Origin of the sequence: Streptomyces sp. SCUT-3 (assembly GCF_014083985.1) — a bacterium.
GTDB classification, from domain to species: Bacteria; Actinomycetota; Actinomycetes; order Streptomycetales; family Streptomycetaceae; genus Streptomyces_H; species Streptomyces_H thermolineatus.
On record NZ_CP046907.1, the window covers coordinates 3636998 to 3658597 of the forward strand.

At 75.6% G+C, this 21600-nt stretch carries 20 protein-coding genes; 7 read left to right on the top strand and 13 right to left on the bottom strand.

Features of this window, described 5'->3' with window-relative positions; genetic code table 11:
- Positions 1–16 precede the first annotated feature (16 nt).
- The 8 genes from GQS52_RS16185 to GQS52_RS16220 all read right to left on the bottom strand — a co-directional run bounded on the left by GQS52_RS16185 (position 17) and on the right by GQS52_RS16220 (position 9015).
- The gene (locus GQS52_RS16185; protein WP_182314104.1) at positions 17–1357 is read right to left on the bottom strand and encodes an MFS transporter; all 1341 of its coding nucleotides are present in this window, start codon (positions 1355–1357) and stop codon (positions 17–19) included.
- A 125-nt stretch (positions 1358–1482) separates the two neighbouring features.
- Positions 1483–1641, bottom strand: a complete 159-nt coding sequence (locus GQS52_RS16190) for a hypothetical protein (protein ID WP_182314105.1) — start codon at positions 1639–1641, stop codon at positions 1483–1485.
- Positions 1642–1939: 298 nt separating this feature from the next.
- On the bottom strand, positions 1940–2548 hold the full coding sequence (locus GQS52_RS16195; RefSeq protein ID WP_259371129.1) for a GAF domain-containing protein: 609 nt from the start codon (positions 2546–2548) through the stop codon (positions 1940–1942).
- Between the two features lie 89 nt (positions 2549–2637).
- Complete coding sequence (locus GQS52_RS16200) at positions 2638–3483, bottom strand: S8 family serine peptidase (RefSeq protein WP_182314107.1); 846 nt, start codon at positions 3481–3483, stop codon at positions 2638–2640.
- On the bottom strand, positions 3480–6776 hold the full coding sequence (locus GQS52_RS16205; protein WP_182314108.1) for an adenylate/guanylate cyclase domain-containing protein: 3297 nt from the start codon (positions 6774–6776) through the stop codon (positions 3480–3482). The genes GQS52_RS16200 and GQS52_RS16205 overlap by 4 nt, the downstream gene beginning before the upstream one ends.
- Positions 6777–6860: 84 nt before the next feature.
- Positions 6861–7064, bottom strand: coding sequence for an aroma-sacti cluster domain-containing protein (locus tag GQS52_RS16210; protein ID WP_182314109.1), 204 nt, complete (start codon positions 7062–7064; stop codon positions 6861–6863).
- A complete protein-coding gene (locus GQS52_RS16215) occupies positions 7061–7759 on the bottom strand; it encodes an iron-containing redox enzyme family protein (RefSeq protein ID WP_259371130.1) in 699 nt (232 codons plus the stop codon). The genes GQS52_RS16210 and GQS52_RS16215 overlap by 4 nt, the downstream gene beginning before the upstream one ends.
- 125 nt (positions 7760–7884) lie before the next feature.
- The gene (locus GQS52_RS16220) at positions 7885–9015 is read right to left on the bottom strand and encodes a radical SAM protein (protein ID WP_182314110.1); all 1131 of its coding nucleotides are present in this window, start codon (positions 9013–9015) and stop codon (positions 7885–7887) included.
- Between the two features lie 816 nt (positions 9016–9831).
- Here GQS52_RS16220 and GQS52_RS16225 point away from each other — a divergent pair.
- The gene (locus GQS52_RS16225; protein WP_259370813.1) at positions 9832–11649 is read left to right on the top strand and encodes a BTAD domain-containing putative transcriptional regulator; all 1818 of its coding nucleotides are present in this window, start codon (positions 9832–9834) and stop codon (positions 11647–11649) included.
- Positions 11650–11693: 44 nt separating this feature from the next.
- Here the strand turns inward: GQS52_RS16225 and GQS52_RS16230 are convergent, their stop codons facing one another.
- Complete coding sequence (locus GQS52_RS16230; protein WP_182314112.1) at positions 11694–12725, bottom strand: LuxR C-terminal-related transcriptional regulator; 1032 nt, start codon at positions 12723–12725, stop codon at positions 11694–11696.
- Positions 12726–12943: 218 nt separating this feature from the next.
- On the opposite strand from GQS52_RS16230, the gene GQS52_RS16235 reads away from it, so the two are divergent.
- The 3 genes from GQS52_RS16235 (at position 12944) to GQS52_RS16245 (ending at position 14805) form a co-directional block, all read left to right on the top strand.
- Positions 12944–13147 (top strand): hypothetical protein, encoded by a 204-nt coding sequence (locus GQS52_RS16235; protein ID WP_182314113.1) that lies wholly within the window; start codon positions 12944–12946, stop codon positions 13145–13147.
- 290 nt (positions 13148–13437) lie between these two features.
- Complete coding sequence (locus GQS52_RS16240) at positions 13438–14436, top strand: GNAT family N-acetyltransferase (protein ID WP_259370814.1); 999 nt, start codon at positions 13438–13440, stop codon at positions 14434–14436.
- 63 nt (positions 14437–14499) lie between these two features.
- Positions 14500–14805 carry a helix-turn-helix domain-containing protein gene (locus GQS52_RS16245; protein WP_259370815.1) on the top strand — a complete coding sequence of 102 codons (306 nt, stop codon included), beginning with the start codon at positions 14500–14502 and terminating at the stop codon, positions 14803–14805.
- A 64-nt stretch (positions 14806–14869) separates the two neighbouring features.
- On the opposite strand, the gene GQS52_RS16250 is transcribed toward GQS52_RS16245, so the two are convergent.
- The 4 genes from GQS52_RS16250 to GQS52_RS16265 form a co-directional block, all read right to left on the bottom strand.
- Positions 14870–15568, bottom strand: a complete 699-nt coding sequence (locus GQS52_RS16250) for a DUF305 domain-containing protein (protein WP_259371131.1) — start codon at positions 15566–15568, stop codon at positions 14870–14872.
- 155 nt (positions 15569–15723) lie between these two features.
- Positions 15724–16362, bottom strand: coding sequence for a DUF3105 domain-containing protein (locus GQS52_RS16255; protein WP_182314114.1), 639 nt, complete (start codon positions 16360–16362; stop codon positions 15724–15726).
- Positions 16363–16517: 155 nt separating this feature from the next.
- Positions 16518–16970 carry a hypothetical protein gene (locus GQS52_RS16260; protein WP_182314115.1) on the bottom strand — a complete coding sequence of 151 codons (453 nt, stop codon included), beginning with the start codon at positions 16968–16970 and terminating at the stop codon, positions 16518–16520.
- 78 nt (positions 16971–17048) lie between these two features.
- Positions 17049–17915 (bottom strand): MerR family transcriptional regulator, encoded by an 867-nt coding sequence (locus tag GQS52_RS16265; protein WP_259370816.1) that lies wholly within the window; start codon positions 17913–17915, stop codon positions 17049–17051.
- 220 nt (positions 17916–18135) lie between these two features.
- Between GQS52_RS16265 and GQS52_RS16270 the strand changes: the two genes are divergently transcribed.
- From GQS52_RS16270 to GQS52_RS16280, 3 genes are read left to right on the top strand one after another with little or no spacing between them, the layout of a single operon-like run.
- Entirely contained in the window at positions 18136–19695 is a 1560-nt protein-coding gene (locus GQS52_RS16270) for an NAD(P)/FAD-dependent oxidoreductase (RefSeq protein WP_182314116.1), read from the top strand.
- The gene (locus GQS52_RS16275; RefSeq protein ID WP_182314117.1) at positions 19692–20681 is read left to right on the top strand and encodes an alpha/beta hydrolase; all 990 of its coding nucleotides are present in this window, start codon (positions 19692–19694) and stop codon (positions 20679–20681) included. The genes GQS52_RS16270 and GQS52_RS16275 overlap by 4 nt, the downstream gene beginning before the upstream one ends.
- A complete protein-coding gene (locus GQS52_RS16280; RefSeq protein WP_182314118.1) occupies positions 20678–21595 on the top strand; it encodes an SDR family oxidoreductase in 918 nt (305 codons plus the stop codon). Before GQS52_RS16275 ends, GQS52_RS16280 begins: the two co-directional genes overlap by 4 nt.
- Positions 21596–21600: the final 5 nt, after the last annotated feature.

The window sequence follows — 21600 nt, forward strand, 5'->3', positions numbered from 1 at the left end:
GTGCGGGGCTGCGGGGCTACGGGGTCTCGGGGGTGGCGGCAGCGGCGGGCTGTTCCTGCGGGGGCCGCCGGCTCCCGGGCACCCCGGAGGTGCCGGGGGCATCGGGCACGCCGGGGGTGTCGGGCGCGCCGGGGGCGTCGGCCCGGGCCCCGGCGGCGGGGAGCGGGCGGCGCATGGACGGCGCCACGGTGATCACCACCGCGCACAGGGCGAACACCGCGGTGACGGCGCCGAAGCCGGCGGCCGGCCCCCACAGGGTCAGCGCGGTCCCGGCGGCGAGCGGGCCCAGCGGAACGACCAGGGAGGAGACGAAGGACGCCGCGCTCTGGACCCGGCCGACCAGGTCCTCGGGAGTGGCCGTGAGCAGGCTGGTGAGGAAGCCGATGTTGGCCACGGCGGCCACCGCCAGGCAGGCCGCGACCAGGAGCCCCATGAGCAGGACGCTGCGGTGGAACAGCAGGACGCCCGCGGCCGCGGTGCAGGCCCAGCAGGTGGCGGCGATCATCGCGCCCGGGGGGACCTTGGGGGCCACGCGGGGGGCCAGCAGGGCGCCCAGCAGCGAGCCGACGGAGGTGAGCGAGACGACGAGGCCCGCGTCGACACCGGAGCTCCCCCCGTCGGAGGCGACGGTGAGCGCGGTGAACATCATGGCGCTGAAGGCCGCGTTCATGCCCAGGCCGAAGACGAGCAGGGCGGTGCGCAGGTAGGGCCGGCCCAGGACGAAGACGACACCGGCGGTGAGTTCCCGCCGGCTGAAGGGGGCCCTGCGGCGGGCGGGGACGGACCGCGCCCGGACCAGGGCCAGGCAGCCGACCGACAGCAGCAGCCCCACGGCCTCCGCGGCGAACGGCAGGGCCGGGTGCCACGCGAACAGCGCGCCCCCGACCGCCGGTCCGGCCAGTCGGGTGGCGGCGGACCGCGCCTGGATCCGGGAGGAGGCGGTGGCCAGCTGCTCCTCGGGCACGACGGTCCGCAGCAGGCCGAGGGCGGCCGGCCCGCACAGGCTGGTGAGCACGGCACCCGACGCGGTGACCGCCAGGATCAGCGGCAGAGGCGCGCCGCCGAGCAGCACGGCGCCCGCGAGGACGGCGGCGGCCAGGGCGATCGCGCTCTCGCAGAGGATCACCAGCCGGCGTCGCTCGACGGCGTCGGCCAGCGCACCGCCGGGCAGCATGGTCACCAGCAGGGCGCCGACCGAGACGGTGCCGACGGCTCCCGCGACCACCGCGGAACCCGTCTGCCGCAGCACCAGCAGGGGCAGGGCGATCGAGGACAGCTGCGCGCCCAGGGTGGTCAGCAGGCCGCTGATCCACAGCAGTCGGAAGTCCCTGTTCCGGCTGAGAGGGGAGTTCTTCATCGCACCTACCCAGTGCTCCGGGATCTGACGGGCCGGTACCGCGGGGGAGGCCCTGGGGAAAAGGTCCGCGAACGCCGCGGGGCGGCTCCCCCCGAAGAGGGAGCCACCCCGGCCGCGGGTCGGAATTACTTCGCCGACTCGACCACGCTCAGCAGGCTGATGCAGTTGCCGTCGGCGGCGGAGTCGCCGGCGACGGAGCCGGTGCCCTGCATGTCGAGGACGGAAGCGCTGTGGGCCTCGACCTCGGCCTCGTCCTCGCGGGGGGTCTCGATGTTCTCGGCCATGGTGACCTCCTGTGTGTGATGCGTGATTTCGGCCGTCCGCCGGACGATGACCCCGTGTCCGGGGCCCTGTGGCGGGGGCCGGCCGGCGGTGCCCGCCGACATGCAGAACGTTATGGAGCGAGGGTTCGAAAGGGCCCCGGAGCCGGTATGGGAGCGGTATTTCACCAGCTCACGCAGGGGTTCCCGCCCGCGCGCGGGGCGCTGGAGGAGATGCCGGAACGGCGGACGGCCGGCACCCGGGAGGGTGCCGGCCGTCCGCCGTGGCTCGGTGCGCGAACAGGGGCCGGGAGCGGGCCGTTCAGTCGCCGCCCGGTGTTTCGAGCAGCTCCCTGAGCGCGTCGAGGAGTTCCAGCCCCCGGGCGCGGCCGGAGGCGCCGAGAGCACCGGCCGCGGCCGGGGCCCCGTCCGCGGGCAGGCGCGCCCCGCCCGCCGCCGCGCCGGCCATGGCCGCGGCGACGGTCTCGTCGCGCCGGTCCACCGCCACCCGCAGCGCGGCGGCCGCCTGCCGGGCGAACAGGGCGAGCAGGTCGAGCTCGCCCAGGCTGGACCTGGACTGCGGCACGGGGTCGAGCACCTCCAGGACGCCCAGCACCCGGGTCCGGTGGATCAGCGGCGCGGCCATCAGCGACTCGGGGACGTACCGGGTGGACTCGGCCAGGTCACGGGCGAAGGACTCCTCCCGGGCGAGATCGTCCACGATCATGGGTTCGCCGGACACGGCGACCCATCCCGCGATGCCGCGCCCCGCCGGGAAGCGGGTGCCGACCAGGAACTCCTCCCCCCGGCCGGAGACCGCCTGGAAGACCAGCTCGTCGGTCTCCTCGTCGAGCAGGAAGATCGAGCTGGCCTGGGCGCCGAAGATGGCCCGGGCCGTTTCGACGATCGACTGCAGGAGCTCCCGCTCCACGGTGGTGTCCTGGACGCCCGGCGCGGTCGACGGGGCCGGTGCGGCCGGTGCGGCCGACGGGGCCGGCGGGGGGAAGGAGTCGGTCGGCTTCAAGAGTCACCTCGGTTGTCTGTCCGGACGTTGGCCGCGGAGAGGTAGAGCATGGTCTTGACCTGGAAGGGCGTCAGGTTCGGGTGCTTGCTCATGACGCGTGCGCACAGGCCGGTGATGAAGGGGGTCGCGAAGCTGTTGCCGGTGGTGCGGATCGTGGTGCCGCCGAGCCAGGGCACGGTCACGTTCTGCCCGGGGGCGAAGAACTCGACGGGCGGGGAGGGGTTGTACAGGTACAGGTCCGGGGCGTCCTCCTCGTGGCTGCCCACCGAGACGACGGAGGAGAAGCGCCAGGGGAAGCTCTCCACCGGGGTGTTGTGGGCGGACGCCACGACGACCGTCCGGCCGAAGTACGCCTCGTCGGCGAGGACGCGCAGCTCGTCGACGAAGCGGGACCGGGTGGTGGACAGGCTGAGGTTGATCACGTCGAACCGCTGCTCCACCGCCCAGCGCAGTCCGGCCAGGAGCACGTCGCCGGTCCCGGAGAACCTCTCCCCCAGGACGCGGACGCTGTACAGCTCGCAGTCGGGCGCGGCGCGGCGGATGATCCCGGCGCACGCGGTGCCGTGGCCGCAGGTGTCCCCGGTGTCGGTCTCCTCGATCCGCACGCCGTCCCCGTCCTTGACGGCGACGTAGGAGCCGTCGACGGTCCCGATCGCCGGATGGTCGCGTTCCACGCCGGTGTCCACGACGCAGACCCGCACCCCGGCGCCGGTGGATCCGCCCCAGGCCGCTTCGGGGGTGATCCGGCCGCCGCCGGCGACCAGCCGGATGTCCTCGGGGCCGCGGCCCCGCAGGCTCCAGGTCAGGGCGGAGCCGGCCGGGGGCGCGGATACGGTGCTCATCGGTTCGTCAGGCCTTCCTTCTGCGGTGCCGCGGCGTGCGGCGGGTTCCCGTGCGGCGGGTCTGCGGGCGGCGGGTCTGCGGGCGGGCGCTCTTCGAGCAGCCGGTCCCGGAGCGCGCGGGCCCGGGCGGCGCCGGCCCGGTACCCCTTGGCGTCGAACAGGAGGGCGGCCCCGGCGGCCGAGCCGGCGGCCTCCGCGGGCCGGCCCAGAGCGGCCAGCACGTGCGCGCGGTCGAGGGCGGCGACGGCCTGCACGAGCGGGGAGTCGGTAGCGGCGGCGGAGGCCACGGCCCGGTCCGCCAGGGCGGCGGCGGGCCCGGTGGAGCCGGCCGACGCGGCGGTCCGGGCGCGCAGCCCGTCGAGGTCGGCGGACTCCGAGCACGACAGCCCCCCGTCCGGTGCGAGGGCCCGCCCGTCCGCCTCCGCCCGCCCGTCCGCCTCCGCCTCCGGCTGCCCGTGGTCCAGGGCGAGCCGGGTCAGGTCCCGGGAGATGCTGCCCAGCAGGCCGGCGTCCCCCAGCGCGTGGCACGCCTCCTCGGCCTTCAGGAGCAGCGTCCGGGCACGGTGGTGCCGGCCGGTGAGCGAGGCCGCGGAGGCGGCGAACAGCGGCACGAAGACGGCGGCCTCGGCGTAGCCGAGTTCCCCGGCGAGGCGCTCGGCCTCGGCCAGGCGGGCGGAGGCGTCCTCCCACTGCCCGTCCAGCGCGAGGAGCACGGCGAGCGGGCAGTTGAGGGTGACGCGCACGATGCGGCGCCCGGGGCCGTGCGCGTCGAGCAGCTCGCGGCAGCGGGCCACCGCCTCGGGCACCGGGGTCGGGCCGCGCCACAGGGAGATGCCCGTCGCGCCCAGGGCGGCGGCGCGTTCGGGTTCGGCGTCGGCCCGCACCGCGTGCTCCAGGGCCTCTTCCAGGAGCAGGCCCGCCGCGGCGTGCCGGCCGTCCAGCTGGTGCTGCTGGGCGAGTCTGAGGCAGGCCCTGGCCACGCCGAGGTCGTCCCCCGCGGCGCGGAAGACGGGCAGGGCCGTGCGCGCGGCGTCGGCGGCCGGGACCGCTCCGGGCCGGTCGTCGTGGACGGCCAGGGCGATCCGGGCGTGCGCCGCGTTGACTGCGTCCCCTGTGCTCTCCGCCGCCTCCAGGGCGTCCCGCAGCAGTGACCGACCCTGTTCGGCCCGGCCCGCCGCCAGCCGGGCCTCGCCGAGCCGGCGGGCCGCCTCCGCCCGGGCCGGCTCGCCCGGCCGGGACAGGGCCAGGGCGCGTTCCAGCAGGTCGGCGGCCCAGGCCAGGTCGGCCCTGGCCAGGGCCCGGGCGCCCGCCGCCGTGAGCCGCTCGCAGGCGTGCAGGCGCAGCCGGTCGGTGTGCGGGTCCGCCAGGCCCAGTTCGGCCCGGTACCGGTGGGCGCGTTCCAGGTGGCCGCCCACGGTCCCGTTCTCGGCGCCGTGCCGCTGCAGGACGAGGGCGGCCTGCTCGTGCCGTTCGGCCCGTGCCCGCTTGGCCATGCGCCGGTAGGCGACCTCCTGGACGAGGCCGCTGCTGAAGCGGAAGGGGGCCCGGCCGCCGAGGGCGCGGCGCGGGGGTTCGACCAGCCGGCGCCGGGTCAGGCTCCGCAGGACGGACGGCACCGCCGTGCCGCCGCGGGGTCCCCGCCGGCCGGACGCCGGGTCCGCGGCGCCCGCGGCGCCCGCTCCGGCCGCGGCCGCGGTCAGGTCGGCCAGTTCGTCGAGGTGGAACTCCCTGCCCAGGACGGCGGCCAGGTCCAGGGCGGTGCGCTCGGCGCGGTCCAGCGTGTCGAGCCGGGCGCCGATCAGCGCGTGGACGGTGGGCGGCAGGGCGTCCGCGGGGCACGCCTCGCCCGGTTCCCCCTCCGCCATCATCGACAGCAGCTGCTCCAGGTGGAGCGGGTTGCCCTCGGCCCGTTCCACGGCGAGGGCGGAGCCGGCCCGGTGGGCGGCCACCTCGTCCAGCCCGACCGCCAGCAGGGCGGACTCCTCCGGGGACAGGCCGGAGAGCATGAGCGCGGCCGAGCGCAGCCGTCCGCTGCCCCAGCCCGGGCGCAGGTCCGGCAGTTCGGGCCGCGCGACGCACACGACGAGCACCGCGGCCTGCTCCAGCTCCTCCAGGAGCCGGTCCAGCACGTCGAAGAGGACCGGGGAGGCCCAGTGGCAGTCGTCGACGGCCAGCACCACCGCGCGTTCCTGCGCCAGGACGGCCAGGACGTCGACGAGCGCCGCGCACGTGTCGTCCAGCGAGGGGTTGGGCGTGCCGTCGCGCAGCAGCCCCGACTCCAGGACGGCCAGCGCGGCCCGCATCTCCGAGCGGGCCGCGGCGTCGTCCTCCCCGGGCGGGAGCGCGGCCGCCAGGGCCTGGCGGAGCGCGTCGGCCAGCGGGGCGAGGCTGCCCGCGTCACCGTAGGGGCGGCAGCGCCCGGTGCCCTCCGTGACCGGCTCCCGGGCGCGGGTGCGGTCGAGCCACTCCCGCACCAGCCGGGTCTTGCCCATGCCCGCCTCGCCGTAGACGGTGACGAGGTGGGACGCCTGCTGGACGAGGGTCCGGCGCAGGAGGAGGTCCAGTTCGGCGAGTTCCGTCTCCCGGCCGACGAACGGGGTGTCGAACCTGCGGAGGGTCTCGGGGCCGTCGTCCCGCACGGCCAGCAGCCGGCGCGCGGCGACCGGTTCCGCCTTGCCCTTGAGCAGCAGCGGCCCCACCGGTTCGGTGACGGCGGCGGAGCCGGCCGCCCGCACGGTGGTGGGGCCGACCAGCACCTGCCCGGCGGCCGCGTTCTGCTCCAGGCGGGCCGCGACGTTCACCACCTCGCCGGAGACCAGGGCCTGGCGGGCCGAGGCGTCGGTGCCGGTGACGACCTCGCCGGTGTTGACGCCGATCCGCACGTCCAGCCGGACGCCGAGGTCCGCGGTCAGCTCCTCGTTCAGCTCCTCCAGCGCGGCCACCATCTGCAGGGCCGCGGCCAGGGCCCGGCGGGCGTCGTCCTCGTGCGTCACCGGCACGCCGAAGACGGCCATCACCGCGTCGCCGATGAACTTCTCCACCGTCCCGCCGTGGGCCTCCAGCCGGTCGCGCATCAGCGCGAAGTAGCGCAGGGTGACGGAGCGCAGGGCCTCCGGGTCCAGGCGCCCGGACAGCGCGGTGGAACCGACGAGGTCGCAGAAGACGACGGTGACCATCCTGCGCTCCTCGACGGAGCCGGGGCCGGGGCCGGCGGGGGAGGTGCGGGGGGCGCCGCAGTGCGGGCAGAACGACGCCTCGGCCGGAGTCGGACGTGCGCACGAGGTGCAGACCATGGTTTCGGTTTCCTCGGGTCGGGTGGGGCCGTGCGCCCGGGCGCGCCGTCCGGGCGGGTGTCCGCGGGGCGTCGGGGCGGGGCGTCAGAAGAGCGCGCCGCCGGCGATCTCGCCGTGCGCCTGCACCTCCGGCTCGGCCTCGTCCAGCCGTGCCTTGATCTCCAGCAGCAGTTCCAGTTCGGCAGGGGCGAGGTCGCGGAAGACCTGCTGCTGCTCCTCGGGCAGGGAGCTCACGGTGAATCCGGCGGCCTCCAGGGCGGAGAGCACGCGGTCGTCGCGGGGGTTCACGGGTTTCCTTCTCCTTCCGGCGGGTGGGCGGGCGCTCCCGGCGGGTGGGCGGGCGCGGTGCCGCCGAGCCGGGCGAACAGGGCGGCCAGGGCGTCCGCGGTGTGCAGCGCGCTGACGGCGACCGCGCTCTCCTGCGCGGGGGTCAGGTCCAGCCGGTCGAGCAGCGCGTCCAGTTCGGCGCGGTGGCCGGTGTCGAGGACGGCGTGCTCGCGGACGGTCCGGAAGGCCGCCCGGGGCAGGCCGGTGGCCCCGGCCAGCCGGTCCGCCAGCCAGGGCGCGGGCGCGTTGCCCTCCAGTACCGCGATGTAGCCGAGCAGGCCGACGGGGTGGTGGTGCGCGACCCAGTAGTACTGGGCGCCGACCAGCCGGGCGACGGCCGGCGGCGGGAGGGCGCGGGCGACCTCCCCGGGGTCGGCCCCGGCCCGGGCGGCGTCCTCCAGGAGCCAGCGGTCGTGCCCGCGCTCCTCCTCCGCGTGCTCGCGCAGGTAGGCGCCCAGCGGGGCGGCCACCGGGTCCCGGGGCATGGTGGAGCAGCGCTGCGCGGCCAGCTCCATGAGCGGCACGGAGGCGCGGACGACACCGTGCATGGCCCGCAGGTAAGCGGTGTACCGGGCGGTCAGGCCGCGGTCGTCCCGCCACAGGCGGGCCGTGGCCGCGGCCAGCGCGGGCGCGGCCGGGGCCAGCTTGAGGCGCAGGACGGCGCTGCGGCGGCCGCCCCGGGCCGCGGCGGCGGGCTGCGCGGCGCCCCGGGCCGCGGCCCGCGGCGCACCCGGGGGCGTGTCGTCCACCGGGGCCGGCGGCGCGGCCGGCCGGGGCGGGGTCACGATGCGGCCCGGGGCGTCGGGGCCAGGGAGACCAGGTCCGCGTAGGGCGCGCAGCCGTAGCGGCGCAGCAGCGCGGCCGGTCCCGCCTCGGCCTGCAGCCGCGCCGTCTCCCGGTCCAGCAGGGCGCCGACCGGCCCGGAGCCGGCGCGGCCGGCCGCCTCGGCCGCGGCCGGGTGCTCGGGGAGCGCCCGGCAGGCCGCGCACGGCCCGCCGGGGAGGGCGTGGGCGGCGGACGGGGCGGGGGAGGCGGACGAGACGCGGTCCGCCTCGGCCCCGTGCCGGGCCCGGGCGTACGGGTGGGACGGGCCGGTGGTGCGGATCGTGCGCAGCAGGGGGGAGTCGAGGAGCCTGCGGCGGATCTGCGGCCAGCCGTCCTCGGCGACGTGCCCGAGGCGCAGGTGCCGCGGCACCGGCCGCCGGTCGACGACGTCCTGGTTGCAGCAGGCGACCACGGTGCCGTCGAAGGCGACGACGGGCCAGGCGGCCATCGGGCAGGGGCGTACCCGGCCGCCGTCCACCACCGCGGTGCGCGGGGCGGCCCAGGCCGCGGCCCGCCCCACGGGCCGGGTCTCGTTGACGAGCATGGGCACCCGGTCGTCGAACTCGCGGCGCACGGCCGCGGTCGCCTCGGCCAGGTACGGGTCGTCGGGCCCGGTCCCGGTGATGTGGAAGCTCGCCGCGGTTCCGGCGTCGAGGACGCGGTGCACCGCCCGGAAGACGCCGGCGCGCGGCACCTCCCGCTCGTGGAACGCGTCGAGGCTCGCGGAGAAGTGGTCGACGGCGGTGACCGCCTCCATGATGCGCGCCGGGACCGTTCCGTTCCGGGCGAAGAACATCCCGCTGAGCACGGCGCTGCGGGTGCCGGCGCGCCGCGCCTCCCGGGCCAGGGCGGTGACGGCCGCGGGCAGCAGGAGGGGCTCCCCGCCGGTGAACAGCACGACCCCGGGCCGGTCCGCGGGGGTGAAGGAGCGGACGAAGCCGGTCAGCGGTCCGACGCCGGTGTCCTCCCCGTCCGGTGTGGAGGAGGTGGAGCAGTGCGCGCAGCGCAGCGGGCAGCGCCGGGTGAGGGTCATCAGCAGGCCGCCGCCCGGGACCGGGCGCCGGCCGACCAGGTCGGCCAGTTCCATGGGAACACCTCCGCGGATGTCCGGGTCGGTCCTGGTGGAGCCGGTGTCACCACCTTCGCCCCGGCGGGTTCGGTACCGGTTGGCCGACGGTTGGTTTCCGGTATGCGAGCCGGGCGCCGGGACCGGAACCGGGCCGGGTGGTGGGACCGGAACCGGGCCGGTGAGGGGGCGGGAACGGGCCGGCTGCGGGGCGGAGGGCGGCGCGGGGACGGCGTGGGGACGACGGGACGGATGCCCGGTATGCGCGCGAAGGCGGCCGATGCCCTCTTTCCGGTTTTTGCACCGGGAGGGAATTGGTGCATGCAGCATGGTGCAGCGCGCGCGCTCTACTCCGGCCGCCCTCCCGTGGGCAGCATGGGCGGTGGAAGGGGAATTCAGAAGGTGCGGGGGCCTTCGAACATTCATGGGAGGACTGCGTGAAGCACATCCACGGCTCTTTTCCCCGCTGTCTTTCGGCGATCGGGTCCGGGGCCTTCGGGGTTTTTCCGAAGCGTTTCGGTCCGGCCGGGGCGGGGACGGTTGCGGCCTCCGAGCACGACGACACGGCCTGGGGAGGGCAGTGACCGGCCGGTGAGACCGGCCGGAACGGCCCGGAGGAATCGGTTCCGGAATTTCCCGGACGGATCCCTCCGGACTCCCGGACCGTTCCGTCGGGGGAGTTTTCATCCGGGTTCTCCGCCGTCCGGGGGGACGGCGGCCGGAATTCCTCCGGACGGTTCCTCGTGTGCCGCCACTGCCGGATTCTCCGGCGGTGGCGGCTGCCATTCGGACCGCAAACTAACGCTGGAGCGTCGGATGCCAGGGGAGAACCCGGTGTTGAGATTCTCGGTCCTCGGCCCGCTGGTGGTCGAAAGCGGTGGCCGGCCCAGGGAGCTGGGCCCGCTCAAGCAGCGCCTCGTCCTGGCGGTGCTGCTGACCCGGCCCAACACCCCGGTGCCGGTGGAGATGTTGTCCGAGGCGCTCTGGGAGGGCGAACCGCCCCGGACCGCCCGCAAGAACCTGCACGTTTACGTGTCGGCCCTGCGCAAGCTCCTGGGCGGGGCGGCCGGCTCCGACCGGATCCTCCACGGCCCCGGCGGGTACGTGCTGCGCGTCGGGGCGGGCGAGTCGGACGCGCTCCGCTTCGAGGAGCTCGCCCGCGCGGGCCGGGAGGCGCTGCGGACCGGCTCCCTGGGGCAGGCGGCGGGACTGTTCCGCGAGGCGCTCGACCTGTGGCGGGGCCCGGCACTGGCCGACCTGACCTGCTCGGACCTGCTCCGCCGGGAGGCGGACCGGTGGGGGGAGCGGTGGCTGGACGTCTACGAGGCGTGGGCCGAGACCGCGCTGCAGCTCGGCGAGGCGGAGGCGGTGGCCGACTCCGTCGGCGAGGCCGTCGAGCGCCATCCGCTCCGCGAACGGCTCCGGGCCGCGCAGATCGCGGCGCTGGAGCGCTGCGGCCGGCGCACGGAGGCGCTGGCGGCCTACGACGACCTGCGGCAGCTGCTCTCGCGCGAGCTGGGGCTGGAGCCCAGCCCCGCCCTGAAGGCGGTGTACGGGGAACTCCTCGGGGGCGGGCCGCACGCCGCGGGGCCCTCCGGGGCGTCACCGGCCGGACGCGTCCTGCTGCCCCGGGACCTGCCGGACCTGACCGGCCGGAAGGAGCAGGTGCGGGAGCTGCTCGCCGTCCTGGGCGGCGGAGACGGCGGACTGGTCGTGCTGGCCGGTCCGACGGGGGCCGGCAAGACGGCCCTCGCGGTGCACGTGGCGCACCGGCTGGAGCGGGAGTTCCCGGACGGCCGGGTGCTGGTGAGGATGCGCGCGGAGGACGGGTCGCCCCGCCCCCGGTCCTCGGTGCTGGCGGAGCTGGCCAGGCTCTTCGGGTTCGTCGCCCGCCTCCCGCACGATCCGGAGGAGGCCGGGGCGGCCTGGCGGTCCTGGGCCGCGGGCCGCCGGGTGCTGCTGCTCCTGGACGACGCCCCCGACGAGGCCGCGGTGCAGTGCCTGCTGCCCGGGGCGGGCCGGAACTCGGTCCTGGTCACGGCCCGCAGCAGGCTGGCCGGGCTGGAGGCCGCGCACCGCGTGGAGGTGCCGCCGTTCACCGTGCCGGAGGCGCTCGAACTGCTCGGGCGCATCATCGGACGCCGGCGGCTGCTGTCGGACCCGGACGCCGCCGGCCGCGTCGTGGAGGAGGCCGGACTGCTCCCGCTGGGGATCAGGGTGGCCGGGACGAAGCTGTCGATGCTGGCCCACCTGCCGCTGGGCGAGTTCGCCGAGCGGCTCGGCCGCAACGACACGCTGCTGGACGAGCTGGCCTCGGGCGGCCTGGCCGTCCGGTCCCGGCTGGCGGGCGCGTGGCGGGACCTCGCCGGGCCGTCCCGTTCCGTCCTGCAGGCCCTCGGGGCCCTGCCAGCGCCGCGGTTCACCCTCGACGAGGCGATGGCCGCGCTCGGCCTGGGCAGGGAGGACACCCAGCGGGCTCTGGAGTCGCTGATGGAGTCGTGCACCGTCTCCGCGGCCCCGGACGCCTCCGCGGCGCACCCGGTGCGCTTCGAACTGCCCAGGGTGGTTCACCTCTTCGCCAGGGAGCGTGCGTCGGAGGCGGTGCCGGGGGGATCCCGCGGTGTCGTCGCGGTGCTGCCCAGGGCGGCGGGGTGACGGGCCTTCGGGGGCGGCGCGGGGACGCGGCGGGGCCGGCCGGCTCACGCGTCCGGGGCAGGGGTGCGTGCGCGGGTCAGGAAACCGGCCTGGAAACGGCTGGCGGCGCCGAGCCCCTCCATGATCTCGGCGATGTGCTTGCGGCAGGTGCGCAGGGACATGCCGAGCCTGCGGGCGATCATCTCGTCCTTCATGCCCTCCGAGAGGAGGCGGACGATGGCCTGCTTGATCTCGTCGAGGGACGAGTCGTCCGGCCGCGCCGGGCTGTACGGCTCGGCCAGCGACCAGGCGTGGTCGAAGACGGAGCACAGGTAGGAGACCGTGGAGGGGTCGCGGACGACGACGGCGCCGTCGCGCGCCTCCCGGTGCGGCACGAAGACCACCTCGCCGTCGAAGGCGATCATCCTCCCGAACAGCTCGCTGAGCGTGCGCACCTGGGCTCCCGCGTCCGTGATCCGTCGGACGTACTCCTGGGTCGGCGCGTGGTGCCGGGCGGTGTGCTGGTAGAGCGTGCGCATGCGCACGCCGCGCTGGAGCATGGCGTAGTCGCGCGCGAACGCCTGCTCCAGGAGGCTCGGGGACCGCCCGCCGCCGGGCTGGCAGGTGAGGACCTCGTCCTGGCACCGGGCGGCCGCGTCCGCGATCAGGCCGATGACGGTGTCCAGCTCCAGCACCTGGCTGAGTGGTTCCGAGGAACGCTGCCGGCGCTGCCCCCTGGCGTACAGGGGGGACAGCATCGTCAGTTCGCCGCGTAAGCGTTCGATGTCGGCCAACTGCCTCCGCAGGGAGGCCTCCAGCGGTGACACGAGGCTGGCCGCGGCGGCTTCGGGCACCACGGGGACCACCTGGCCCCGGGGGCCGGGCAGGCGGCGGAGCAGGTGCAGGGAGAGCAGGTCCGAGACCGCCGCGCCGATCCGGTCGTCCGGCAGTCCGAGTTCCGCGCCCGCCTCCTCGGCGTCGAGCTCCCCGCGGTGCGCGACCCACTCGAAGAGGCGGACGGCGTCGTCGTCCAGGCGCGGCAGGCTGCCGGCGTCGTCGGTCGGCGCCCAGGTCGCGGCTTCGGCGTCCTGGCTCATGCGTGCTCCCAGCCCGTGGTTCCGGCGTTTCCGTCAGGGAACCGGAGTCTCGATCGTGCGAAGAGAAGGAAAGTATTCAGTATGTATTTCGTGAAAGTAAAGGACGGGATGAGAGCGGATCACAGGGGCGGACAGCCCTCGTCCCGGCCGGCGCTCCCGCGCCGGCCGGCGCCCCGGTACCGCAGGAGCGGGCAGTCCCGGGCACGGCGGCCGTGGGCGTGAAGAACGGAATCGGACCGGTCGCGGCGGCGGCCGGCGCCGTGGCGACGACCGCCCGTGCGACCGCGGTCCTCCTCGGGGTCCTCCTCGGGACCCTGACAGGGCGCGAACGCCGCCGCAGACGGCAGCTGGCCAACGCCCGCGAAGTCCTCACCGGCGCGTCCGACGGCACGGCGCGCCGCCCGGAGCTGCCCCGCTGGTGAACCCCGCCGGACGGCGCCCCGCCCGGCCCGGCCCGGCAGCGCGTGCCGTCACCGCCCGCGGCGGTGACGGCACGCCGTCCGTGCGGGCCGGCGAGAAGACGGAAAACCGGTTGCCGGGGACCTCGGGCGCCGGTAGAACGGGGCGGGACCTCCGCCCGGTGGGGGCGGGGGCCGTGAGACGGAGAGGAGGGACGAGCGATGTCCGCAGCATTGACCGCGCCCGTCGCCTCCCGGGGCGCGGAACGCATCTGACCCCGGAACGGGCGGGCGCACCCTCGACGGAGAGTGCCTTGACCGCAGTACCGAACGACCTGACGAACAACCTGACGATCCGCCCGATCACCGGGCGCGAGGAGCTCGACCTCTTCCGCCGGTTCCCCTACGTGCTGAACGAGGAACTGGCAGGAGACCTGGAGGCGGGCCGCCGGCGGCCCGAATGGATGTGGGTGGCCCTGCGCGGCGGCCGCCTCGTGGCCCGCGCCGGCTGGTGGGGGAGGGACGGCGACACCGAGCCGTTCCTGCTCAACGTCTTCGACGTCGACGACACCGACCCGGAGCGGGTCGCGATCGGCGTGCGGCTCCTGGAGGCCGCGGCGGCCGAGGTCGTCCCGCGGGGCGCCCGCATGCCGGAGTACGACCGGATGCTGCCGCCCGACTGGCGGGAGGACGCGGCGGTCCGGAGGGCCGTCGAGGACCGGGTGACGGTCCTGGAACGGACCGGGGCGCGGCTCCTCGTGGAACGGCTGCGCCTGGAGTGGCGGCCGGGGACGCCGCTGGCCGCCCCGAGCGGGCGGCTGCGGTTCCGGCCCGTGCGCGACCGCGAGGAACTGGTCGGGCTGATGGCCCGGGCCCTGGAGGGCACACTCGACGCCCACAGCATCGACGACCTGGCGAGGACGGCCACCGCCGAGGAGGCCGCCACCGCCCACTACGAGGACGAGATCCGGGGTTACGAGCGGTGGCGCGACCGGTGGCGCGTCGCCACCCTCCCCGACGGCACGCCGGTGGGCTTCGTCGCCCCCGGCCGCAACAGCTACAACGCGACCATCGGCTACCTGGCCGTACTCCCGGAGCACCGGGGCAACGGCTACGTCGACGACATCCTCGCCGAGGGCACCCGGACCGTCGCGGCACAGGACGTCCCCAGGATCAGGGCGTCCACGGACGTCGGGAACGCGCCGATGGCGGCGGCCTTCCGGCGGGCCGGCTACGTCGTCTTCGAACGCATGATCAACATGGTCTGGGACCGACCGCCCGAAGCATCCGGAACGATCCCGGCATCGTCCTGAGCCCGCGGGCGGACGCGGTGAGGAACTGGAGGTCCGACGATCCGGTACAGCAAGTGGTCCGAAGTGAAGCAGCGGCTGCGCGAAAGCAGTCCGGAACTCTCCGATGCGGAATGGGAGTCCCGGAAGCAGGCGGCGCGCACGGCCACCGAGGCGTACGTCCTGGGGCACCATCTGCGCGAGCTGCGCAAGGAGCAGGGGCTCACTCAGGCACAGGCGGGTGCTTCTCTGGGCATCTCCCAGGCGCGGGTCTCGCAGATCGAGAACGGCGAGATCCACAACCTCGAAACCATGCGCACCTATGCTGCTGCGCTCGGGGCACGGATCACGGTGTCGATCGAGTACGGCGACCGGATCATCGGGGCGGCCTGACGGCCGTGCCCGGGAGGGGGAAGCGCTCGTCGCCTCCCTCCCGGGCACGGCACGCGGGGCGCCGTCAGCCGGTGGCGGCGCCGCGTTCGGCGAGCATGCGGGCCATGAGGTTGATCTCGGACGCCTGGCCCTCGACCATGCCGGCGGCGAGGTCCCTGATCTCCTCGGTGCCGGCCATCTCCTCGCCCGCCTCGGCCATGTCGACGCCGGCGCGGTGGTGCTCGGTCATCAGCCGCAGGTAGAGCACCTCGGCCTCCTCGCCCTCGGCCTCGCGCAGCTGCTCCAGCTCGGCCTCGGTGGCCATGCCGGGCATGAGCGCGCCGCCGCCGGAGCCGGCCGGGGCGTCCCGGCCGTCCGGGGCGGCGGAGCCGTGCTGCCCGCCGTGCTGCCCGCCGGATCCGCCGGATCCGCCGGACCGGCCGTGCTCCATCCACTGCATCGGCGGGGTGTTGGAGCCGATCGTCACGCCCCAGGAGTCCAGCCAGCCGAGCATCATGCCGCGCTGGTTGGCCTGGGTGTTGATGACGTCGTAGGCGAACCGGCGCACGTCCTCGTCGTCGGTGCGGTCCCGGACGATGAACGACATCTCCACCGCCTGCTGGTGGTGGATCGCCATGTCGCGGGCGAAGCCGACGTCCGCGGAGTCCTCGCCGGGCACGGAAGGGCCGTCGGAGCCGGTGAGGGCGAGCGTCAGCAGGGCGCCCGCCAGGGCGGCGGCCAGGACGCCGGCCACGGCGCCGACGGAGAGGAGGGGCCGGGACAGACGCCCGCCCCGGCCCCCGGGCGGGGACTCGGGCAGGTCGTCCGGCAGGTCGTCCGGCAGGGTCTCCTCCAGGGGCTCGCCCCCGGGCGTGCCCCTGGTGTCCCCGGCGGCGGGGGAGTCCGCGCCGGTGTGTCCGCCGGTGCGTCCGTCGCCGGTCACGCTCCGACCCCGCCGGTGCAGGCGGCGCCGGGCTCGGGGGTCTGCGGGCCCTGGACGTACTGCTTGAAGAAGCGGTCGATGCGCGGGTCGGAGGCGTCCTTCACCTCGAGCCGGTGTCCCCAGGCGCTGAGGGCGATGGGGGACTCCTGGTCCTTGTAGGGGCTCATCAGGCTGTAGGGGGTGGCCGAGACCTTGTCGGAGAGCTTCTCCACGTCGGCCTCGGCGGCCTTGCTGTTGTAGGTGACCCAGACGGCGCCGTGCTCGAGCGAGTGGACGGCGTTCTCGTTCGGTATCTCCTTGTCGTAGACGTCGGCGTTGCAGTTCATCCAGGCCGGGCTGTGGTCCCCGCCGGCGGGCGGCGCCATCTTGTAGGAGACGGCCTTGTCGACGTGCTCGCGGCCCAGGTCCTTCCAGGTCCGCACGCCCTCGACCGGGGCGGCGTCGGCCTTCTGCTTCTCCTCGGCGGCGGTGAACAGGTAGGTGCCCCCGACGACCAGGGCGGCGACGACCGCGACGGAGGCCGTGACGGTGATGATCCGGTTGCGTCGGTCGCGCGCCCGCGCCTGGCGGCGCATCTCGTCGAGCCTGGCCCGGCGGTCGTTGGGGAGCGGCTTGTTCTGCTTTGCGGAACCCATGAGGTGTGTCCTCGTCCCCGCCGCGCCCGGGGCGCGGCGGCAGGAAGAAAGGGATGGGGGAGTGGGGGTGTCGCGGTGATGCGGTGCTCCCGCGCCGCGGGGCGGCGCGGAGGTACGCAGGGGCGCCGGAGGGCGCCGGGCGCGGACGCTCTCCTCTAGGTCCGCTGGACCTGCAGCCGGTGCAGGTCGACCGAGGGCGCGGCGTCGTGGGAGGGGCCGCGGATGCCCTCGCCGCCGGCCGTCCGGTCGGTGGCGGGTGAAGGGGCGGTGACGGCCTGGACCGCGGGGGCGGGCGGGAGCAGCACCTGTACCGTGCGGTGCTTCTCGCCGTGGCAGGTGCTGCCGTCCCGGTCGGCGTCGGCGGGGCCGTGGTCGCCGGCGGGACGATCGCGGTGGCTCTCGGGACCGTGCACGGGGCGGCCGTCCCGGTCCGCGGTGCCGGCGCGGTCGGCGGTGCCGGTACGGTCCGCGGCGATCGCGTCCGGGGACGGTGCGGAGCCGGTCGAGGCCCAGGAGCAGCAGAACAGGGACACTGCGGCGAGCAGGCAGCACAGCAGGGCGGTGCGTGCCGCCGCACCGCTCCGTCCGTGGTTCCGTCGCCCGTTCACAGCCGCCCATCGTAAAGGCGGGAGTGCGCCGGTGGGCAGGGGTGACGGGCGCGGATTCGGACTGCGCGGGCCCGGACGTCAGCCGCCGACGGGCTCATGCCCCGGGTCCGTCCCCGCCTGTCCCGTCCCCGTCCCCGCCTGTCCCGGGGCAGGTCCCGGGCCCGGGTCGAGGCCGGGCCCGGCCTCGGGAGCGGCCCCGGGGCCGGGGCGCAGGAGGGTGTCGATCTCGGCCCGGATGCGCCGGTCCATGGCCATGGCCAGTTCGGCCTGGACGACCTCGCCCGCCACCGGGCGCAGCCGTTCCAGCGCCTCGGCCAGGCGGGCGGCCTCGCCGGGGAGGAGTTTGGCCTCGTCGAGGTTGAGGACGTGGGTGCGGAACAGTTCGACGAACCGTTCGGCCATGGCGTCCACGTGCTCGCGCACGTGGCGGCCCGCGTCGAGGACGGCGGTCAGGGGCACGCCCTCGCCCATCAGGGTGGTGGTGGCGTCGAGGAGGCGGCGGCTGACGTGGGTGGCGCCCTCCTCGTCGAGGGCCACGTAGCCGAGGCCGACGGCTGCGTCGAGGGCCTCGTCGGTGAGCTGTTCGCCGAAGGTCTCTGCGGCCTCGTCCCAGGTCAGCCGCACCGGTGTCTCGTCGGACCAGCGGGTGGTGATCGCGGCCTCCAGGCCGAGGAGCTCGGCGACGTCGCGGCCCTCCTCCCAGGCGCCGAGGAGTTCGGCTATGCCGCCGAGGGTGTGGCCGCGGTCCAGCAGGGCGGCTATCACCTTGAGCCGGGCCAGGTGCTCCTCCGAGTACCAGGCCACGCGGCCCTCGCGGCGCGGGGCCGGCAGCAGCCTGCGCTCGCGGTAGAAGCGCAGTGTGCGCACCGTTATGCCGGCCGCCTCGGCCAGCTCCTCCACGCGGTACTCGCGCCGGGACCTGGGCGCTTCTGGGTCTTCAGCCACGCCGGTCAGCTTAGTTGGGGCCGGACGGGGCGGCCCGGCGTCGCGGGGGGAGCGGGACGGGAAGGGAAGGGGGCAGCGCGGGGAGGGACGGGGGAGGGGGAGTGCGGTGGCGGAGCAGATTGCCCGCCGCAGACCCCTACCGCCGGTAACGCCAGTGCTCTACCCTCCGAGAAACGTGCCAGTGATTGCTGGCAGAGTCGTGAGTGCGGGAGGCGACGGCATGGCAGCACAAGCGGCCGGAGGAAAGGCCGAGCACGTCCGGGTGGCGGTGATCGGCTCCGGGTTCGGCGGGCTCGGCGCCGGGGTGAGGCTGCGCCGCGAGGGCGTCACGGACTTCGTGATCCTCGAGCGCGCGGACGCGGTCGGCGGGACCTGGCGCGACAACACCTATCCCGGGTGCGCGTGCGACGTGCCCTCCCACCTGTACTCGTTCTCCTTCGCCCGCAACGCCGAGTGGCCGCGCAGCTTCTCCGGGCAGCCGGACATCCGCGCCTACCTGGAGAAGGTCACCGACACCTTCGGCCTGCGCCCGCACCTGCGGTTCGGCGCCGAGGTGCGCGGCGCCCGCTGGAACGGCGAGGAGTCCCACTGGGAGCTGGACACGGCCGCCGGCCGCTGGACCGCCGACATGGTCGTCTCCGCCACCGGCCCGCTGTCCGACCCGCAGATCCCCGACGTCCCCGGGCTGGCGGACTTCCCCGGCAAGGTCTTCCACTCCTCCCGCTGGGACCACGACTACGACCTGGCCGGCAAGCGGGTCGCGATGGTCGGCACCGGGGCCTCGGCCATCCAGATTGTCCCCTCGATCCAGCCGCTGGTGAAGCGGCTGACCGTCCTGCAGCGCACGCCCGCCTGGGTGATGCCGCGGATGGACCGCCCGGTCACCGGGCTCGAGAGGAAGCTGCACGGCGTCCTGCCGGCCACCTCGGCCGCGCGCCGCGCGCTGCTGTGGATCGTCCGGGAGATGCAGGTCGGCGCCTTCGTCAAGCGCCCGGTGATGATGAAGACCGTCGAGCAGCTGGCCAAGAACCACCTGTACCGCGCGGTCAAGGACAAGGAGCTGCGGGCCAAGCTGCTGCCGGACTACACCATCGGCTGCAAGCGGATCCTGCTGTCCAACACCTACTACCCGGCGCTGACGCGGCCCAACTGCGAGGTCGTCGCCTCCGGGCTGAAGGAGGTCCGCGGCAGCAGCGTCGTCGCCTCCGACGGCACCGAGCGCGAGGTCGACGCGATCGTCTTCGGCACCGGCTTCCACGTCACCGACATGCCGATCGCCCACCGGGTCACCGGCGCGCGCGGCACCACCCTCGCCGAGGAGTGGAAGGAGGACGGGATGCGGGCGCTGCGCGGCACCACGGTCGACGGCTTCCCCAACTTCCTGATGATCATCGGCCCCAACACGGGTCTGGGCAACAGCTCGATGATCCTGATGATCGAGTCCCAGCTGAACTACATGGCCGACTACCTGCGGACCCTGGACCGCACCGGCCACAAGGCGCTGCAGCCCACGGCCGCAGCCGTGAAGGAGTGGACCGACGGCGTGCAGAAGGCCATGGAGACCACCGTGTGGAAGACCGGAGGCTGCAACAGTTGGTACCTCGACGACAAGGGCCGCAACACCACCGCCTGGCCGGGCACCACCGGCGCCTTCCGCAGGGCCACCCGCAACGTCACCCTGTCGGAGTACGAGCCGGTGCCGGCCGGCACCTCCGCCGCCCCCGCTCCCGCCCGCGCCGGCCTGCCGGTGCCCGCCGCCGCAGGGGAGGGCGCCGCGTGAACCGCTTCGCACCCGTGACCCCGGCCCGGGAGTTCCGCGTCGTCTCCTCCGCGGGGACCCCCCTGCACGTCGAGGTCCACGGCCCCGAGGGCGCCCCGACCGTGGTGCTCAGCCACGGCTGGACCTGCTCCACCGTCTTCTGGGCGCCGGTCGTGCGCGACCTGGCCGCCGACCACCGCGTGGTCCTGTACGACCAGCGAGGCCACGGCCGCAGTGCGGCACCGGGCAGGGACGGGTACAGCACCACGGCCCTGGCCGACGACCTCGAGGCCGTCCTGGACGCCGCCGTCGACCGCGGTGAACGCGTCCTGCTCGCCGGGCACAGCATGGGCGGCATGACGATCATGGCCGCCGCCGACCGGCCCGCGGTGCGCGACCGCGCCGCGGCCGTGCTGCTGGCCAACACCGGCGCGGGCAGCCTGGTGGCCGAGGCCACGGTGCTGCCGCTGCGCGCCGGGGCGCTGCGCCACGCCCTGCAGAAGGCGGTGCTGTCGTCCGCGCTTCCGCTCGGACCGATCAGCGCGGTCAGCCGTGCGGCCCTGAAGTACGGGACCATGGGCCCGGACTCGGCGAAGGACGCGGTGCAGGCCTGCGCGCGGCTGGTGCACGCCTGCCCGCGCAGGGTCCGCGCCGGCTGGGGGCGGATGCTGGCAGCCCTGGAGGTGGAGGCCAACCTCGTCCACCTGACCGCGCCCACCGCCGTGCTGACGTCCACCGTGGACAGGCTGACCCCGCCCGTGCTGGCCCGGCGCATCGCCGACGCGCTGCCGAACTGCGTCGGCGTGACCGAGCTTCCCGGCCTGGGGCACATGACCCCGCTGGAGGACCCGGACGCCGTCGTCGGCCTCCTGCGCAAACTGTCCGCCGACCACCTGTCCGCCGGCCGTCCGTCCGACGACCGCCCGCGCGGCGCCGCCGTCCCCCGCGCCGCCGCTTCCGAGCCCGTCACCGCCACCGCGCCCGTCGCCGAAGGAGAGAACGCGTGAAGAAGGACCTGAACGGACAGGTGGTCGTCATCACCGGCGCGGCCCGCGGCGTCGGCGCGATGCTGGCGCGCAAGCTCGCCCGGCGCGGCGCGAAGCTCGCGCTGGTCGGCCTGGAGCCGGTGGAGCTGAAGCAGGTCGCCGAGAGCTGCGGGCCCGACGCGGGCGCCTGGGAGGCGAACGTCACCGACCGCGCCGCGATGGCGGAGGCGGCCGGGCAGATCCTCGCCCGCTACGGCCGGGTCGACGTCGTGGTCGCCAACGCGGGCATCGCCACCGGGGGCCCGTTCCTGGACAGCGACGCGGACGCCTTCGACCGCGTCATCGAGGTGAACCTGCTGGGCAGCGTCGCCACCGCCCGGGCCTTCCTGCCCGCACTGGTGGCCAGCAGGGGCTACTACCTGCAGATCGCCTCCCTGGCCGCGCTGACACCGGCGCCGATGATGGCCGCCTACTGCGCCAGCAAGTCCGGCGTGGAGGCGTTCGCGCACAGCCTGCGCACGGAGGTCGCGCACAAGGGCGTGCGGGTCGGCGTCGGCTACCTGAGCTGGACCGACACCGACATGGTGCGCGGGGCCGACGAGGACGACGTGCTGCGCGAGCTGCGGTCGCGGCTGCCCTGGCCGACCAACCGCACCTACCCGCTGGAGCCGGCCGTCGACCGGATCGTCGCCGGGATCGGGCGCCGCTCGGTGCACGTCTACGCCCAGTGGTGGCTGCGCGGCATGCAGTCGGTGCGCGGGTACGTCCCCTCGGTCGTGGCCACCGTCGGGAAGAAGGAGATGAAGCGCTTCGAGCCGAGGCTGCGGGCCACGGTCGGCACGCGCGGCAAGCTCGTCGGGCGGGGCGGCCAGGCCGACGCGCAGGCCGGTGCACGGGCCGGCGCACGGACCGGCGGGGCCGGCGGGCCGGCGTGACGGCG

What these genes read in the sequence shown, in the direction of transcription:
- GQS52_RS16185 (WP_182314104.1), bottom strand. Translation starts at nt 1,357, where the DNA reads ATGAAGAACTCCCCTCTCAGCCGGAACAGGGACTTCCGACTGCTGTGG.
- GQS52_RS16190 (WP_182314105.1), bottom strand. Translation starts at nt 1,641, where the DNA reads ATGGCCGAGAACATCGAGACCCCCCGCGAGGACGAGGCCGAGGTCGAG.
- GQS52_RS16200 (WP_182314107.1), bottom strand. Translation starts at nt 3,483, where the DNA reads ATGAGCACCGTATCCGCGCCCCCGGCCGGCTCCGCCCTGACCTGGAGC.
- GQS52_RS16205 (WP_182314108.1), bottom strand. Translation starts at nt 6,776, where the DNA reads ATGGTCTGCACCTCGTGCGCACGTCCGACTCCGGCCGAGGCGTCGTTC.
- GQS52_RS16220 (WP_182314110.1), bottom strand. Translation starts at nt 9,015, where the DNA reads ATGGAACTGGCCGACCTGGTCGGCCGGCGCCCGGTCCCGGGCGGCGGC.
- GQS52_RS16230 (WP_182314112.1), bottom strand. Translation starts at nt 12,725, where the DNA reads ATGAGCCAGGACGCCGAAGCCGCGACCTGGGCGCCGACCGACGACGCC.
- GQS52_RS16255 (WP_182314114.1), bottom strand. Translation starts at nt 16,362, where the DNA reads ATGGGTTCCGCAAAGCAGAACAAGCCGCTCCCCAACGACCGCCGGGCC.
- GQS52_RS16270 (WP_182314116.1), top strand. Translation starts at nt 18,136, where the DNA reads ATGGCAGCACAAGCGGCCGGAGGAAAGGCCGAGCACGTCCGGGTGGCG.